The organism is Aquimarina sp. BL5, from assembly GCF_003443675.1.
In the GTDB taxonomy this organism is placed as follows: domain Bacteria; phylum Bacteroidota; class Bacteroidia; order Flavobacteriales; family Flavobacteriaceae; genus Aquimarina.
Genome location: NZ_CP031963.1, coordinates 2,378,758 through 2,396,626 on the forward strand (window position 1 = coordinate 2,378,758; position 17,869 = coordinate 2,396,626).

The 17,869-nt window shown below is 32.8% G+C and carries 17 protein-coding genes; 2 read left to right on the forward strand and 15 right to left on the reverse strand.

Annotated features, from left to right (window positions below; genetic code table 11):
- Positions 1 to 33 precede the first annotated feature (33 nt).
- The 13 genes from D1818_RS10290 to D1818_RS10350 form a co-directional block, all read right to left on the reverse strand.
- Positions 34 to 1,254 carry a 3-phosphoshikimate 1-carboxyvinyltransferase gene (locus D1818_RS10290; protein WP_118458627.1) on the reverse strand — a complete coding sequence of 407 codons (1,221 nt, stop codon included), beginning with the start codon at positions 1,252 to 1,254 and terminating at the stop codon, positions 34 to 36.
- Position 1,255: 1 nt separating this feature from the next.
- On the reverse strand, positions 1,256 to 1,510 hold the full coding sequence (locus tag D1818_RS10295) for a hypothetical protein (RefSeq protein ID WP_118458629.1): 255 nt from the start codon (positions 1,508 to 1,510) through the stop codon (positions 1,256 to 1,258).
- Positions 1,510 to 1,836 carry a nucleotide pyrophosphohydrolase gene (locus D1818_RS10300; protein ID WP_118458631.1) on the reverse strand — a complete coding sequence of 109 codons (327 nt, stop codon included), beginning with the start codon at positions 1,834 to 1,836 and terminating at the stop codon, positions 1,510 to 1,512. The genes D1818_RS10295 and D1818_RS10300 overlap by 1 nt, the downstream gene beginning before the upstream one ends.
- A 1-nt stretch (position 1,837) precedes the next feature.
- Entirely contained in the window at positions 1,838 to 3,862 is a 2,025-nt protein-coding gene (locus tag D1818_RS10305) for a DUF3857 domain-containing protein (RefSeq protein WP_118458633.1), read from the reverse strand.
- 16 nt (positions 3,863 to 3,878) lie between these two features.
- Positions 3,879 to 5,795 carry a DUF3857 domain-containing protein gene (locus D1818_RS10310; RefSeq protein ID WP_118458635.1) on the reverse strand — a complete coding sequence of 639 codons (1,917 nt, stop codon included), beginning with the start codon at positions 5,793 to 5,795 and terminating at the stop codon, positions 3,879 to 3,881.
- A 25-nt stretch (positions 5,796 to 5,820) separates the two neighbouring features.
- Positions 5,821 to 6,273 (reverse strand): D-aminoacyl-tRNA deacylase, encoded by a 453-nt coding sequence (gene dtd, locus D1818_RS10315; protein WP_118458637.1) that lies wholly within the window; start codon positions 6,271 to 6,273, stop codon positions 5,821 to 5,823.
- A 53-nt stretch (positions 6,274 to 6,326) separates the two neighbouring features.
- The gene (gene rsgA / locus D1818_RS10320) at positions 6,327 to 7,280 is read right to left on the reverse strand and encodes a ribosome small subunit-dependent GTPase A (protein WP_118458639.1); all 954 of its coding nucleotides are present in this window, start codon (positions 7,278 to 7,280) and stop codon (positions 6,327 to 6,329) included.
- A gap of 50 nt (positions 7,281 to 7,330) precedes the next feature.
- On the reverse strand, positions 7,331 to 8,413 hold the full coding sequence (locus D1818_RS10325; protein WP_118458641.1) for a bifunctional 3-deoxy-7-phosphoheptulonate synthase/chorismate mutase type II: 1,083 nt from the start codon (positions 8,411 to 8,413) through the stop codon (positions 7,331 to 7,333).
- Positions 8,414 to 8,458: 45 nt separating this feature from the next.
- Complete coding sequence (locus tag D1818_RS10330) at positions 8,459 to 9,307, reverse strand: prephenate dehydrogenase (RefSeq protein ID WP_118458643.1); 849 nt, start codon at positions 9,305 to 9,307, stop codon at positions 8,459 to 8,461.
- Positions 9,304 to 10,461, reverse strand: a complete 1,158-nt coding sequence (locus D1818_RS10335; protein WP_118458645.1) for a pyridoxal phosphate-dependent aminotransferase — start codon at positions 10,459 to 10,461, stop codon at positions 9,304 to 9,306. Before D1818_RS10335 ends, D1818_RS10330 begins: the two co-directional genes overlap by 4 nt.
- Positions 10,458 to 11,288: a prephenate dehydratase gene (locus D1818_RS10340; RefSeq protein WP_118458647.1), complete on the reverse strand. Its 831-nt coding sequence runs from the start codon at positions 11,286 to 11,288 to the stop codon at positions 10,458 to 10,460. The genes D1818_RS10335 and D1818_RS10340 overlap by 4 nt, the downstream gene beginning before the upstream one ends.
- 348 nt (positions 11,289 to 11,636) lie before the next feature.
- Positions 11,637 to 12,824, reverse strand: a complete 1,188-nt coding sequence (gene kbl, locus D1818_RS10345; RefSeq protein WP_118458649.1) for a glycine C-acetyltransferase — start codon at positions 12,822 to 12,824, stop codon at positions 11,637 to 11,639.
- Between the two features lie 49 nt (positions 12,825 to 12,873).
- Positions 12,874 to 13,848 (reverse strand): NAD-dependent epimerase/dehydratase family protein, encoded by a 975-nt coding sequence (locus tag D1818_RS10350; protein ID WP_199726262.1) that lies wholly within the window; start codon positions 13,846 to 13,848, stop codon positions 12,874 to 12,876.
- A 185-nt stretch (positions 13,849 to 14,033) separates the two neighbouring features.
- On the opposite strand from D1818_RS10350, the gene D1818_RS10355 reads away from it, so the two are divergent.
- Together D1818_RS10355 and gldA are read left to right on the forward strand one after the other, a co-directional pair.
- Positions 14,034 to 14,495, forward strand: coding sequence for an Lrp/AsnC family transcriptional regulator (locus D1818_RS10355; RefSeq protein ID WP_118458653.1), 462 nt, complete (start codon positions 14,034 to 14,036; stop codon positions 14,493 to 14,495).
- A 72-nt stretch (positions 14,496 to 14,567) separates the two neighbouring features.
- On the forward strand, positions 14,568 to 15,461 hold the full coding sequence (gldA, locus tag D1818_RS10360) for a gliding motility-associated ABC transporter ATP-binding subunit GldA (protein ID WP_118458655.1): 894 nt from the start codon (positions 14,568 to 14,570) through the stop codon (positions 15,459 to 15,461).
- Positions 15,462 to 15,477: 16 nt separating this feature from the next.
- On the opposite strand, the gene D1818_RS10365 is transcribed toward gldA, so the two are convergent.
- Complete coding sequence (locus D1818_RS10365) at positions 15,478 to 15,882, reverse strand: two-component system response regulator (protein ID WP_118458657.1); 405 nt, start codon at positions 15,880 to 15,882, stop codon at positions 15,478 to 15,480.
- A complete protein-coding gene (locus tag D1818_RS10370) occupies positions 15,869 to 17,794 on the reverse strand; it encodes a PAS domain-containing protein (protein WP_118458659.1) in 1,926 nt (641 codons plus the stop codon). Before D1818_RS10370 ends, D1818_RS10365 begins: the two co-directional genes overlap by 14 nt.
- Between the last annotated feature and the right edge of the window lie 75 nt (positions 17,795 to 17,869).

Genomic DNA, 17,869 nt, shown 5'->3' on the forward strand with positions numbered 1-17,869 from the left:
GGTTGTCAAGTAAATGACCATATATATTTTTATTTACAGGACTTTAAAATCTAATTTCTTTAAATCATCCCAAAAATCTGGATACGATTTTGATACTACATCAGCATCATTTATAAACAGTGTTGTTCTTAAAGCTAATGGAGCAAAAGCCATAGCCATGCGATGATCATGATATGTATCTATAGAAATCTCTGATCTAATTGATCTAGCAGGAGCTAATCTTAGTGAATCTTCTGTTATGGTGACTTCGCCTCCTAATTTTTCAATTTCTGTTTTTAACGCTTCTAACCTATCTGTTTCCTTTATCTTTAGTGTATGTAATCCTTTGAGATAGCAAGCTTTTCCTAAACCAAAACAAGTAACAGCAATTGTTTGAGCTATATCAGGTGAGTTAGCCAAATCTAATTCTAACACTTTTGAATCATTTGGTAAAGGAATCTGTTTTAAAGTAATCTTGTTGTTATTAAAAATAGTTTCTACCCCAAGTTTTTTATAAATATCTGCTAAAGCCGAGTCACCCTGATAGCTACTTTGTTTGTAACTTCCTAATGTTATAGTACTACCCATAGACAACGCCACGATACTGTAGAAGTATGAAGCGGAGCTCCAATCAGATTCGACTACTACTAGTTTTGGAGAAACTACTTTTACCGGTTTAATACTTATTACATTATTTTCAAAACTTCCTGAAATTCCAATATCTCTAAGCAAACTTAATGTCATTTCTATATACGGTACGGAAGTGACTTTTCCTTCTAATACAATTTCTAAACCGTCTGATAGTGATGATGCAATTAACATCAATGCTGAAATATATTGACTACTTACATTGGCTGCTAATGAAACTCTATTCGATATTGGATCTTTCCCAATAATTTTTATTGGTGGAAATCCTTCTTCTTTTTCGTAGTTAATATCACATCCCAATTGTCTAAGTCCTTCTACAAGAATTTTAATGGGACGCTCCTGCATTCGATTACTACCCGTTAAAACAGTTTGTCTTCCTTTTTGTACTGCAAAATAAGCAGTAAGAAAACGCATTGCTGTTCCTGCATGGTATATATCCACAAGCTCATCTTTGCTTGCCAATGCAGCCTGCATTAACTGTGAATCATCACTGTTTGATACATTTTCAATTTCTATCTCGGGATATAGTGACTGCAAGATCAATAACCTATTCGTTTCACTCTTGGATCCAGTGATTTGTAATGTATTGCTTTTAATATTCGAAATGCGTTTTAATTTCAAATTCATTTTATTGGTTCGATTTGCGTTTTCTTAATTCAAAATAATACCCTAAAATCATCCCATACGATAGTCCTCCCACAATTCGAGACAATAGATATCGTACCCAAAAGCCATTATTTATTTTTTCTTCTATAAAAGTATCAAATGCTAAACCTCCATATTCCATAAGATATTGAATAACACTAAACGGTATTATAAAGATCAGCCCTAAAAAGAGTACCGAAACCCAATATCTTTTCGAAGAAATAATTGATTTAAACATTATTTTAATTTATCATTATTATGATGGCGATCGTGGTCTCTTTTTGTTTTAATATCTAGCTTTTTATCGAATGCTTCCTGAAGATCAATCCCAGTCTGATTAGCAAGACACAAGACCACAAACATCACATCAGCCAACTCTTCACCTAAATCTTTATTCTTATCACTTTCTTTCTCGCTTTGTTCGCCGTATCTACGTGCTATTATTCTAGCCACTTCACCAACTTCTTCTGTGAGTTGAGCCATATTTGTTAGCTCATTAAAATACCTAACACCATGATTTTTAATCCAATCGTCTACGGCTTTCTGAGCGTTTTGAATATTCATCTTATATTTTTTTAAGAACTACCTGTTCGTTTTCTTTCTGTATAATCTGATTATAAAATTCCTTAATAGCAGGATAATAATCAGCTGGGATAACAGGTGATGTAATGGTTTCATCTACCACAACCTGTATTATACCATTAGACACAATAGATCTAAATGAAAATTTACCCATATCATCCGGCAATTTAAATGCTGATGTTTTGGGATACTCCACAACTTCATACCCTTCTGGTATTTTAAGGTTCACCATATACTTATTTGAAAAACCATATCCAAAATCTATTGGATATTTTCTATCGTCTGATTTAAAAACATTTTCTTTATCCCTCAAAAATAACAAAGGAGAAAAGAATATCTCATCATCTATTGCCTCAATTTCATCTTCAATTATAAAATTGAATCTTTCATTGATGCCTTTACCATATTCTTTAACACCTTTTATGGTATATTCATCAAGTTCAGTAATTCCATATCTTTTTTCAAAACGTTTTACTTTACTCTCATCATCCTTTGTCGCATATACCGCTCTAAAGTTATGAGCTAAATAGTCTCTATGACTAATACTAACCTTCCCTTTTGCTATTCCCTGGTCATCAATCTGGCATTGCACTTGATATATGTTCGCTGAAGGTTTTGTGGGTCTGAAACTTACCATCTGAGATGTTCCGTTTTTAGCAATTACTCTCCCCATTCCTTTTACAATTCTATTTGGCAAAATATTAGGCATTCCATATTTATCTGTAGCATCTAAATAAAAAATACTCCCATCAGAAAGTTTAACTCTGGTGAGCACATAATTAAACCCATTTAACGTTGGAAAAAGAGATATCAATCTATCACTAGTACTTGCTATTACAGGATTTGCATCTATCTTAGCATAAGCAAGCATCGAGGTAAGCATTAAATTAATTTCTGAAGCATTACCGGTACCTTCTTTATATGCTTTTTTAACTCCTTTTCTAGTGTATACACCTCGTTTCTTATTCCAATTCATTTTGCTTTTCACAAAACTATAAATCAAACTTACCTTTTCCACTTCGCCCGTTGCTCCCTGAATAAGATTATTTACGTCTTCTTTGTAATACGATGTTTTCTTTAATTCATCTCCAAAACTAGGGCTCTTATAAATCTTTTTAGTCACATCTTCCCAGGTGGTGGATCGATAATCTATCGCTTCATTTGGAAATTTAACAAATGACAATTCATAACTTAAAGATGAAATATAATTCTGTGCATTACCAGAATAAGGTTCTTCTTTGAACGCAGGCACATCAGTAGATTCTACGTTATCTACTTTCACTTTGAAATCAACAGAATTTTGATAAAAACTTGTACCTCCACCCTGACCATGAGTTGGTCTAGATCTAACCTTATTATTAAAAGTGATCTTATCGTTGGAAGTAGATTCTTTTAAATTTACAGGTAAATAACCTGTAGAGAATTTTTTGTAACTAAAGTATTCTGGAGATGCTACTTTGACCTCCATTTTTTTAACGGGAATCTTATATTGCAAATAAATTCTATCAATAATAGATAAAAAAGGCGAAACAACTCTGTATTTATACTCAATTACAGAACCTTCTTCTATAGAGGGCATCGTAAATTTTTGTTGATTATAATTTTCAGAAAACTCACTTTTAAAAACACCATCTTTTTTAAGTTTAGTTTCTTTTATTTTACCATCAGCAATTGTAAATGTGGTTCCTTTTAAACCAGTTACACTTTCCTTATCACTTCCGTTTTTATATAAAAACAATTCTTCTGTAGCATACTCAAATCCATCTTTATTATATAGTTTGATTCTCTTAAAAACCTCCGTTATTAATTGAAAACCGTCACTTGAATTATATTCTACACTCACTTTCTTGTTTTCATATAATACCGCAGCGTTCGCAGCGCTATCTAAGGGATATGCTTTTTCTAATAATTCTTCCTTAGATACTTTACCAAATTTATATTCTTGGGCTGACATATGAATAGTCAAAACCATAAACATGATCCCAATTATTTTATGTGTTTTTTTCATCACTGTTAATCGTTATTTATTGTTGTTTAAGTACTATTTTTGATTTATCTGCGTTACGAATTTTAGACATGAACTGTCTATATTCTTCATATTTTTCTTTTGGATATGAACCATCATTAATTCTTAATGTTCTAGAATACTTCAAAGTAGATTCATCTATTTTTTCGAGACTGTTTTTATAGATACCAAAAACAGTCTCAAAAACTTTCACTTCTGGAAGTTTGTTAATCGAATAACCTACTGGGATGTTAATTATATATTCATCGGTATCTACATACCCTCTGGAAATTACTAATGGAGTTTTTCTATCCTTATACTTTGTCATTTTACCATTTAAACGATTAAAAACATTAGGAATCACCAACAATCTACTTCCTGCCTTTGTCGCATAGTTTCTAGCATTTATTTTTACTTTTTCTTGGTACTTAATATTATCTTTATCATCTTCTAAATCCATAGATAAAATATTAAGATTATTAATGTGATCCCAGTACTCCTTAAAATATAGTTTTTGATCTTTAACAGATTCTAACTTTGTCAAATATCTCCAATCGTATTGTAAACCTTTGGCTACAGAAGTTACTTCAGCTTCGATAGATGCATCTGGTTGCAATGAAATTGTTGCCATCGTGTGCAACGTATTTTCTTCTGGCATATACTTCTTGGTTCTTTTGATTTCCCCTCCATCGGGTTTAACAACCAGCACATTCCTATCATCTGTTGTAGAATCATTAAAATCAAATGGCAGTGTCTGACTCGTACATTCTAACCAAATATCTTTCTCTCCATCAGGAACATTAAGAATCACATGGTTTCCTTCTAAAGAAGCAAATTCAGGATCAATATTCCTCTTATAATCATCTCTCCAAACTACGCAATAGTAAGATTCTATACCTTGACTATCCAATAGTGCTTTCGTATAATTGGTTAATGCTTTACAGTCTCCATACCCTAATCTATCCACATCACTTGCTAGCATTGGCATCCATCCACCAATACCTAATTGAATACCAACATATCTAGACTTTTTTTGAACATATTCATATATCCTCTTTGCTTTTTCTCTATTAGTCTTAGCATCAGACACTAAGGCATCCACTTTACGAATGGTTTCCGTAGAAAGTTCATCTCTCCCTGATACCAAATTATCATACTGCCATTTACCAAAGGATTTCCAATCCATTGCAGATCCTTCTACATTAACTAATGAAAAATCTTTTAAAGCTATTTTTGCATTGGGTACTAATTCACGAATAGGAGGTCCTTTTTGTTCCGGTTCGATTGCCGCGATTCTAGACAACTTATAAGTCAGTTCCTGATCTCCCCTTTTCACATCTACCGGATACCCATTAAATTGTTTTTCGTTTGTCCTTAATGGTATTTTTTTTGGATTAATTACAGTATACTTTGACTCTTCAACACTTAAATATACTCCTCCTATTGGAAACCAAGGTCTAATCCAAGCTGTACTTTTATTCTCAGTTATACATTCATAAACTAAAGTATAAGGGTATTCTGTTGGCGTATGTTCAAAATAAAGTATACGATTATCATCTATTAAAGATCCACCATCATAAACACTCCTATCTTTAAAATCTTTTCTTCTAATTTTTTTAACCTCCTGTCCTAAAGCATTGTAAACAATTGCCTGAACCTTTTTAATTTTGACCTCAGGATCATAATACTCACTCAGATCTGCGTAAGGATTTCCATATTTATTCAATACGGTAACGACTCTTTTCGTTTTTACGGTTACAGAATTTATTGAGTTAATAGTAATCACAATATCCTCTGATCTCACGATAGCATTGGCATTTTTAGTAAGTACCGAATCAATCAATATGGCTTGCAGACTAAGATCATCTTGAGCATTAACTTTCGCAGAAACACATAGAAAAACGGCAACCAGAATTAGTTGTACTTTTTTTTGCATATAAAATTTTATTTTGGGGTAGTTATTATTCTCTGTTTTTAGTATCTATAATTATGGTTACCGGTCCATCATTAAGAAGGGATACTTTCATATCCGCTCCAAATACACCAGTTCCAATGTTTTTACCTAATTCTAACTCTAGCTGTTTTACAAAATCTTCATACAGAGGAATTGCAGTTTCTGGTTTAGCGGCCTTGATATAACTTGGTCGGTTTCCTTTACGTGTACTGGCGTGTAATGTAAATTGACTTACCACTATGGCTTCACCATTTATATCAAGAAGACTTTTATTCATTATACCATTATCATCTGCAAATATTCTTAATCTACTTATTTTTCCAGACAACCATACAATATCTTCTTTAGTGTCTTCTTCTTCGACACCAATCAAGATTAAAAGGCCACAACCTATTTGTGAAATTTTTTCTCCTTCAACCTCAACAGATGCTTCAGAAACTCTTTGAACAACAGCTCTCATATGTATGTGTCTTTTAGAAAGGAAATGTTACCATCTAAATTCAAAAAAAATAATTAATTTTCATTATCGTAGTGATTTTTCCTATAATGCTCTTCTTCTCCTTCTAAAATCTGCAAATAACTCTTATAACGTGACCAGGCAATTTCTTCGTTATCTAACGCTTCTTTTACAGCACATTTTGGTTCGTTTATATGGAGACAGTTATTAAACTTACATTGTTGTTTAAGTTCAAAAAACTCAGGAAAATAATCACCAACCTCTTCTTTATCCATATCCACGATTCCAAAACCTTTAATACCAGGAGTATCAATAATTTTAGCATCAAAACTAAGGTCGTACATTTCTGCAAAAGTAGTGGTATGTTGACCTTGCTGATGTTGATCACTAATCTCAGCTGTTTTTAAAGACAAATTAGGTTCAATCAAATTTACTAGTGTAGATTTACCTACACCACTATGTCCAGAAAACATACTAACCTTTCCTTCCATCAGTGTTTTTACCTTATCAATATTCTTACCTGTTTTTGCCGAAATCCCAATACATTCATAGCCTATTTCTCTGTATAAAGCTGCTAAATATTTTATTTCGAGAAGTTCATCCTCATCATACGTATCTATTTTATTAAATAATAATACCGCTTTAATATCATAGGCTTCTGCAGTTACTAAAAAACGATCTATAAACGCAGTAAACGTAGGAGGATTATTAAGCGTAACTAATAAAAAAACCACATCAATGTTTGCCGCAATGATGTGGGTTTGTTTTGAGAGATTAACAGATTTTCGGATAATATAATTCTGTCGCTCCCGAATATTTTCAATCACACCGGTTTCCGTATCATTATCGGTCTCCAACTTAAAATCTACTCTATCACCAACGGATACAGGATTGGTACTTTTAATACCTTTAATTCTAAATTTACCTTTAATACGGCATTCATACACCTTACCATTATCTGCTTTAACGGTATACCAACTTCCGGTAGATTTATATACAGTACCTGTCATAATCGCAAAGATGCGAATAAATCTCTATATCAAATAGCTATTATACATTTTTAAGATCTAGCAACTTTTTCTTGATGATTGATTGATTCTTGATGAATCGCTTTATATATCCTTAGAATAAACTCTTCACTTAATCCTTTTTCTTCTCCTTCCAGAATCATTTTCCCTAGAATTTCATTCCAACGTTTGGACTGTAATATAGCTACATTTTGTTTTGCTTTAGCTTTACCAATCTCATCTGAAATTTTCATTCTTTTAGATAAAACATCTAATAATTGATTGTCTGCAACATCAATTTTTGCGCGTAATTCATTTAAGGTTTTCTGGTATGCCTCATCTACGCCAACTTCTTTACGGATTTTTAAATCTTTCATATGCTGAATTAAAGTATCTGGTGTAATTTGCTGTGCAGCATCACTCCAAGCATTATCCGGATCATAATGTGTTTCTACAATTAATCCATCAAAATTAAGATCCAAAGCGGTTTGTGATAAATCAAAGATCAAATCTCTTCTTCCTGCGATGTGTGATGGGTCCAAAATCAACGGTAGATCTGGAAAACGATTTTGCAAATCGATAGGTATTTGCCATTCTGGAATGTTACGATATTTTGTTTTTTCATAGGTTGAAAAACCTCTATGAATCACTCCTAAGTTTTTAACATCACACGTATAAAAACGCTCCACAGCTCCTAACCAAAGTGATAAATCTGGATTTATAGGGTTCTTGATCAAAACTGGATTATCGATTCCTCTACATGCCTCTGCAATATCCTGCACAATAAAAGGAGAAACTGTACTTCTTGCTCCTATCCATAATACATCTACCCCATGTTCTAAAGCTAACTCTACGTGATGCGGATTCGCAACTTCTGTTGCGATTTTCATTCCTGTTTCTTCTTTGGCACGTTGCAGCCATTTTAATCCTAAAGCTCCGACTCCTTCAAAATTACCTGGCCTTGTTCTTGGTTTCCATATTCCCGCACGCAAAACAGTAGCATCCGACTCCTTAAGTTGATGCGCAATTTTAACTACTTGATCTTCTGTCTCTGCACTACAAGGACCTCCTATTACTAAAGGGTGATCTAAATTATATTCGTCTAACCAGTTTCTAAGTTCTTTCTTATTCTCCATCTCTATTTTTTATTCTCTATTAGTATTTTATTTTATGTGGTTATTTTATGATATTCCTTTTAAGATTGTTTTTATGTGATTTGTGTCTTCCATTTCTTTATAAATTTCAACGAAATTATCCTCTTCCATGAGTTCTTTAAATTGAGTAAGATTCGCTATATATTCATTTAAAGTCTCAATTACATTTTCTTTATTATGCTTAAAAATTGGCGCCCACATTTCTGGAGAACTCTTTGCCAATCGAACGGTCGAAGCAAATCCACTGCCAGCCATATCAAAAATATCTCTTTCGTTCTTTTCTTTTTCGATTACAGTTTTTCCTAACATAAACGAACTGATGTGTGACAAATGCGAAACGTATGCGATATGTTTATCATGTGATGCAGGATCCATATATCGAATTCGCATTCCTAACCTAGTAAAAATCTCCATTCCTCGTTCCTGTAATTTAAATGCGGTTTTTTCTACTTCGCATATGATATTGGTCTTACCGCGATACAGATTAGCAATAGCTGCTTGCGGTCCAGAAAATTCAGTACCGGCAATCGGGTGAGCCGCTAAATAATTTCTTCGTTTAGGGTGATCACTCACAGAGTTACATAATTTCATTTTGGTAGATCCTACATCAAACACCAGGCATTCATCATTTATCTTATCCAAAATCTCTGGTAAAATTTTTACTGTAACATCTACAGGAATTGATGTAATCACTATATCCGCTTGATCTAACGCTGAAAAATTTGATTTTTCATCTATAAGACCTAAAGAAATAGCTTTATCAAGATTCTCTTCATTTTTATCAATACCGTAAATCTCTGCTTCATTAAATGCTGCTTTGATATCAATCGCAAATGACCCTCCGATTAATCCTATACCAATGACGAATACTTTCATGCTTCTACTTGTAATCTTTTTATCGCTTCTTTTATATTTTCCTTAGTTACACATAACGAAAAACGAATATATCCTTCTCCATTACTTCCGAAAATATCACCTGGAGTAATAAATACGCTATTCTGATGTAATATAGTATCAATAAACTCCATTGCATTTACTCCGCTGGGTAATTTTGCCCAAACAAACATTCCTGTTGCTGTTTTATCGTAAGTACAACCTAGAACCGAAGCCAGTTCCCAAATCAATTCTCTTCTTTCTCTATAGATAGTGTTCATTTCTGAATACCAACTATCCGAAATATTCAATGCTGCAATAGCTCCTTTTTGAATACCCTGGAACATTCCACTATCCATATTACTTTTTACCTTAAGAATAGCTTCTATTTTATCTTTGCTTCCGCTCACCATTCCTACTCGCCATCCAGCCATATTAAACGTCTTACTCAATGAGTTTAACTCTAGCGCCACTTCTTTAGATCCATCAATTGACAGGATACTTAACGGACTATCGTTTAGGATAAAGCTATATGGATTGTCTTTTACCAATAAAATATTATGCTCTTTGGCAAAGGCAATAAGTTTCTTAAATAAATTGACATTCCCGTTGGCACCGGTAGGCATATGCGGATAATTAATCCACATAATTTTTACTTTACTTAAGTCTTTTCTCGATAAAGCATCAAAATCAGGTTCCCATCCATTAGAAGCTACTAAATCATAAAATACAGGTTTAGCTCCGACCAAATTAGTTACTGAGGTATATGTAGGATATCCAGGATTAGGAACTAATACCTCGTCTCCTTCATTAAGATACGCTAATGATATATGCATAATCCCTTCTTTGGATCCCATTAAAGGGAGAATCTCATTTTCGGGATTTAACTTTACTGTATATTTATTATTATAAAAATCTGCGATCGCCTGTCTTAATTCTGGTATCCCCTGATAACTCTGATATTTATGAGCTCCATCTAAAACTACCGCACTTTGTATCGCTTGCACTACTTCTTTAGGTGGATCCAAATCGGGACTACCTATAGCCATATTCAAAATAGGCTTCCCAGAAGCCGCTAAGGCTCTTACTTCTCGCAATTTTTTAGAGAAATAATACTCCTCTACTGTTTCTAACCGTTTTGCCGTCTGAATGCTCATCCGTTTTGATTTTTATATTCTCCTAAAATTTTAAGCTCTAAAGCCATGATTTTTAATATTGAAATAGCCTTCTGATAATCCTCATATTTATTAAAAGTAACATCTATAAAAAAAGAGTATTTCCAAGGCATATCGATAACAGGTAATGATTGAATTTTAGTAAGGTTTAATCTACAATCACTCATTACGTTTAATACAGTAGCTAAACTTCCTCTTTTATGATCCGTTAGAAATTTTAAGGATGCTTTATTAATTTCCTTACTATCGACGCCAGAATCCTCTTTTGTGTTCAGTATAAAGAATCTAGTACTGTTAGACTTAATTGTCTGAATCTCTTTTGCCAAAACATTCAGCTTATAAATATTAGCGGCTGTTTCTCCTGCAACTGCCGCTACGCCTTTCAGTTGTTGTTCTTTAATTCTTTTTGCTACATCCGCAGTATCTGCATCTTCCACCAACTTGATATGTGGTAGCCCTCTAAAAAACTCTTTGCATTGAAGCAATGCCATAGGATGAGAATACACTTCTTTTATATCCGAAATTTTCTGCCCACTCAAAGCCATCAAACAATGATGAATAGGTTGGAAATATTCTCCGCAAATAGTTAAATTATGCTCATCAATATATGCATAATTAGGAATAATAGACCCTGCTATGGAATTTTCTATCGCCATTACCGCATCCGTACTTTTCTCATTCTCTAAACTACGAACAAGCTCTTGAAACGACATACATTCATCAACATCAACGTCATTACCAAAATATGCTTGTGCAACTCCATGATGATACGATCCTTTTATTCCTTGTATAGCAACCTTCTTTCTCAAACGTTATAAATTTTTACTTCAAAAAAAAATCCCGACTTTTCATCGGGATTCTAGTTTTATAAATTTTGCTGATTTATTTACATAGCGATCCCGTTCCTACTTTTAAAATAAAAGAAGAAAAAATAAAATCGGTTCCAAGTAAACAAATTGTTCATTGTTGTTTCTTTATTACGCTGCTAAAGTAGCTAAAACTATAACTATAGAAAATAAATTTTCGTTTTTTTCATCGATTCTTACCTATTATCATTAAATATCAAATTTTTAATTAGAATCAATGAAATATTTTAAATAAATAATCCAATATAATAAGAATCTTCTATGTTTTAGACCACTAACAAACGTTAGTAATCAAATTACTCCCAGTTCTTTACCTACTTTAGTAAATGCTTTTACCGCTTTTTCAAGATGCTCACGGTCATGTCCTGCTGATAATTGCACTCTGATTCGTGCTTTTCCTTTTGGTACTACTGGATAAAAGAATCCAATTACATAAATACCTTCATCTAACAACTTAGCAGCAAATTCTTGCGCTAGTGTTGCTTCATATAACATAACCGGAACGATTGGATGATCTCCTGGTACGATATCAAATCCTGCAGCGGTCATTTCTGACCTGAAATACTTAGTATTGTCTTCTAATTTATCTCTAAGTGTTGTAGATGAACTAAGCAAATCTAATACCTTAATAGATGCTCCCACTATTGATGGAGCAACTGTATTAGAGAATAAATAAGGTCTAGAGCGTTGTCTTAGCATCTCTACAATTTCTTTTCTAGCTGCTGTAAATCCACCAGAAGCTCCTCCAAGTGCTTTACCATATGTTCCCGTGATAATATCTATTCTGCCCATAACATCGCGATATTCATGAGTTCCGCGACCAGTTTTACCTAGAAAACCTGTAGAATGACATTCGTCTATCATTACCATTGCTTCATACGCATCTGCTAAATCACAAATCTTATCTAATTGCGCAATCGTCCCATCCATAGAAAAAGAACCATCGGTTACAATCAATATCCTTCTTGATCCTTTAGCAGATTGAAGTTGTTTTTCAAGATCTACCATATTATTATGCTCATATCTAAAACGTTTTGCTTTACACAAACGAATTCCGTCAATAATAGATGCATGATTTAGAGAATCTGAAATAATAGCATCTTCTGCGGTAAGAATTGGCTCAAAAAGACCTCCATTCGCATCAAAAGCCGCCGCATATAGAATACAATCTTCCATCCCTAAAAACTCTGCAGTCTTACGCTCTAATTCTTTATGAATATCCTGAGTACCACAAATAAATCGTACAGAAGATAATCCATACCCATGAGAATCAATTGCATCTTTTCCTGCTTTAATAACATCAGGATGGGACGAAAGACCTAAATAATTATTGGCACAAAAATTCAATACATGTTTTGTATTCGTAGTATCTATCTCTGCTCCTTGGGGAGTTGTGATTATTCTTTCGGATTTAAACAATCCGGCAGATTTAATCTCTTCTATTTCTTTTTGTAAGTTGTCTTTTATATTTGAAAACATGATAGTATTCTTTATTTTTAGTATTTATAAGCTAGCAAGAAAAGAAAAATTAAAACATTAAAATCTCCTTATTTTGTGAACCTTTTTTATATCTCTCTTGTAATTTTTGGATCATTATCTCCGTAATATCTTTCAGATTAAACTTCGATTGCCATCTCCAATCTTTTACCGCAGACGCATCATCAATTGATTTTGGCCATCTCGAAGCTATTTCTTGTCTAAAATCTGGTTTATAATTTACTTTAAAATCAGGATATAATTTACGAATTTCATCTACAACTTCTCCAGGAGAAAAGCTAATTCCTGCAATATTATAAGAGGTTCTTACGGTTATACTTTCCTTTGGCGCTTCCATTAGTTCTATAGTAGCTCTTATCGCATCATCCATAAAAATCATCGGAAGTGTTGCTTCTTCTTTCAAGAAGCAATTAAATTTTTCTTTTAATACTGCTTTATGGTAAATATCTACAGCATAATCCGTCGTTCCTCCTCCAGGTAGTGATTGATACCCAATAACTCCGGGATATCGAATAGATCTAACATCTAAACCATATCTAAGAAAATAGTACTGCGCCCAATTTTCTCCGGCAGCTTTACTTATACCATATACTGTAGCTGGGTTAAGATATGCATTATCTGGTGTGTTATCCAAAGGTGCACCTTCACCAAAAACTGCAATGGAACTTGGAAAAAACACTTTATCAATATTATTATTCCTAGACACTTCCAACACATTAAACAAGGTTTTCATATTAATGTCCCAAGTTGTTAATGGAGTTTCTTCACCTTTCGCTGATAAAATGGCCGCCAAATGATATATTTGGGTTATCCCATATCTTTCTACAACTTCCTGAATTCTATTCCTATCCGTGGCGTCTATAACTTCAAATATACCCTTATGATTATCATTCTCTTTAAGATCTGAAGCTATTACATTCTCTATTGTATATTTCTTCCTAAGTTCCGTAGTCAACACAGAACCCAGTTGACCATTTGCACCAATTACTAAAATTTTTGTATCCATCTTCATTCTTAAAATTTTAACACTCATTAAGCATTATTCACTTACTAAAGTAATAATAGCAACTTTTATATCCGATTTTTACAAAAAACTAAGTAATAATTCCTTTATATTCAAATAATAGAAGCTATATTTACTTTTACAATAAGTTCAATCACTATTTTAAAGTAATTTTTTATCACTAATAAATGGAACAATTAGATCAAACTGATACTACAATTCTTAGGATTCTTCAGAGAGATTCTAAAAAAACAGCCAAAGAAATTGCCACAATTCTCAATCTAACACCATCTCCTGTTTATGAAAGAGTTAGACGGTTAGAAAAACACGGCTTTATCAAAAAATATGTAGCAATCCTTGATAAGAAGCTAATCGACAGATCAATAACTACTATTTGTCAGGTTTCTATGAGATATCACAATGAAGCTTTTATTGAGAAATTCGAAGAGCAGATTCAGAATTTAGACGAAGTTCAGGAATGCTATCATATGGCTGGACAAGTAGATTTTATCTTAAAAATCCATACCAAAAGCCTGGAAGAGTATCACGATTTTGTAAAGACAAAGCTTTCTAAAATTGAAAATATTGGAGTTTTAAACAGTACGTTTGTTTTAAAAGAAATAAAACATTCTTCTGAGTTTTATATTTGATCAAAACATAAATATCACTAAAACCCGTTAGCATGGGAAACTTTATTGTCTATTTTTGATAAAAATTATTTCATGTCGATTTCAGTTTCGAATATTTCCAAGATATATGATCAACAAAATGCTTTGAAAGAAGTTTCTTTTGAAGTAAATGAAGGAGAAATTGTTGGTTTTTTAGGCCCTAATGGTGCCGGTAAGTCTACAATGATGAAAATCCTAACTACATATTTGGATCCTTCAGAAGGAAAAGCGTTGGTAAATGGTTTTGATATAAACACACAACCAATTGATGTACAGAGTAGTGTAGGTTATCTTCCTGAACACAATCCGTTGTATTTGGAAATGTACATAAGAGAATATTTATCGTTTAATGCTCAGGTTTACAAAATTTCAAAATCTAGAATAGAAGAAGTCATTAAACTAACTGGTCTAACACCAGAATCAAACAAAAAAATAGGCCAATTATCTAAAGGGTATCGTCAAAGGGTTGGGTTAGCTTGCGCATTATTACATGATCCAAAAGTTTTAATACTTGATGAACCTACAACAGGTCTTGATCCTAATCAATTGGTGGAGATTAGAGAACTAATTAAATCCGTCGGAAAGGAAAAAACCGTTTTCCTTTCTACACATATCATGCAAGAAGTAGAAGCCATGTGTGATCGAGTTATTATAATTGATCAAGGGGTAATAGTAGCTGATAAAAACTTAAATGAAATGATGGATCAAACGGATCAGATTATTGAGGTGGAGTTTGACTATCGAGTTGAGGAAGCTTTCTTACTAAAACTTGACCACATAAAAAATGTTAAGAACATTCATGGATTTGCTTATCAACTCATATTTGATACAACAACAGATATGCGCTCTGTAGTCTTTGATTTTGCACATGATAATGAATTGAAAATTCTTCAACTTTCAAGAAAAAACAAAGATTTAGAGAGCTTATTTAGAGAACTAACTAAATAATGCTTTTAGAGTAAAGCTAAAAGGCATTTTCAAAGTTGTACAAAACTTCCTTTAATTTTGCGACGGATATAGGTTTTACGATGTAATCACTAACTCCATCAAAGGACTTAGCCCTTAATACGTCTTCTGGATCAACAGATGAAGAAACTACATAAATAAGTATTTCCTTCTCACAAGGTATTTTAACAAACTCATCCAGAAACTGCCACCCATCCAATATCGGCATATTTAAATCCAACAAAATAACATCTGGCAATTTTTCTTTTGCAGAAATAATTGCTCTCAAATTATTTAATGCGTCCTGGCCATTTTTAAAAACCATAATTCCTTCACAAAAGTTAATCAATTGCATAACTTTTTTGATTCCAAAAACAAAAATGGGATCGTCATCTATAACGCAAGCGATATCAATTCTTTTCATACTTCATATAAATTTTAAAAGTCGTTCCTTTATTAACTATACTAGTCACTTCTATTTTACCCCCAATTGCCTCTACTTGATTTTTAGTAATAAACAACCCAATTCCTCTAGCATTCTGGACATTAGGATGAAATGTTTTATACATACCAAATAATTTAGACCTATGCTTGTTCAAATCGATGCCTAGTCCATTATCTTCTATAGACAATACTACATAACTATTATTTTTAATTGCACTAAGGGTAATATGGTTTTTTCGTTTCTTTGATCTATACTTTATACCATTTGTTATAAAGTTAAGTAATATACTATCTAAATAAGCCGGAACAGCCAATACATCTAGATCATTACTAACTAAATTATTAATTTCTACTTTAGCCTCCAGTGCTATAGCAGAAACTCCTCTTATTACTTCATCAATAACATCTTTTAACCCTATTGAAACCAAGCTTTTATCTAAAGAAGTATTAATTAAGACTACTTCATTTAGATGAGCTATAGTATCAGAAAGATTAATCGAAGCTGTTTTAAAAAGTTTAATAATTTCATTATCCTCTATTTCTGGATTCTCCTGTAAGAATAAGTCTAATAGCATTTCGAAATTCCCAGAATGGGATTTAAGGTTATGCGAAACGATATGAGCAAAGTTTTTCAATCTTCTATTCTGATCTTCAGCTATTTTTAATAATGATTTTAATTCCTTTTCTCTTTTAATTTCTGTAATATCCGAAGTATGAATTACTAATCCTCCAATCTTATTTTCATTAGAATACCAGGGACAAAGTTCCCAAGATAACCATTGTGCGGTTCCATCTTTTCTTTCGATACATTCTTCTTCATTTTTAATAGTTTCTCCTTCAAAACATTTTTGGTAATTAAATTTCCATTTTTTTGCTATTTCAGGTAGCACTTCAAAATGTGATTTCCCGATAATATTTTTATTTTTAATATTATAAACCTCGAACCATTTTTTTGAAGCTGCCAAATAATTCATGTTTGTATCAAACATAGCAATAGCACTTGGCGTTTGCTCTATAAAAAGTCTATTTCTCTCAAAATCTTTTTTCTTTTTGGTTATTTCCTGATGCGATCCTAACACCCATTCTGGGATCCCTTCTTGATGCCAACTAACAACTTTACCTTTAGTCAACACCCAAACATAGTCTCCATTTTTATGTTTCATCCTTACTTCACATTCATAAATGGATGTTTTTCCTTCAAAATGTTCTTGCAAACGCAAATTAGACTTCTTAACATCCTCAGGATGTGCATATTTAAACCAAGTATCTATAGAAATCGGCTCTAACTCAGAAAGAGAATACCCAATAATCCCTGCCCATCTTTCGCCAAAAATTGTTTCTCCCGTTTGTGCATTCCACTGCCAAGTGCCCAAATCTGTGCCATCGATTATATGTTCATAAAGAGCCGACCGAAGCCTAATTTCTTCTTCGTGATTTTTAATATCCGTGATGTCGGTATGGGCACCTAACATTTTAATCGGTTTTCCCTTATCATCACGTATCATGACACCTCTGCATCTAACCCATACTGTGTGCCCTAGTTTGTGTCTAAATCTAACTATTTGATCATAAGGACAAGAAGGATCTTTAGCATGACTAGCAAAATTGGCATATACTTTTTTTAAATCTTCCTTAAAAATGATATTTTGATATGAATCCACTGTATGCGGCATTTTTTCAGGATCGTAACCAAAAGTAGTCCAATACTTGGAATTCATCCACACATTTTCAGGATCTAATAGATCCCAAAACCATAGCCCGTCAAGCACTCCTTGTTGTATAAAATCGAATATAGAATCATCTTTTTTGATGAGATCATATAACTCCTTCTTTAAATAATTTTCTCTATCACTTGAAATAGATTTTAATTCTATATTTTCTTGTTCTTTCATAGTGTAATTCCTTAGATTTTATAATGGGGGGGTATTCTATTAGAAGGGTTACTTCAATTTATGAATTATTAACCA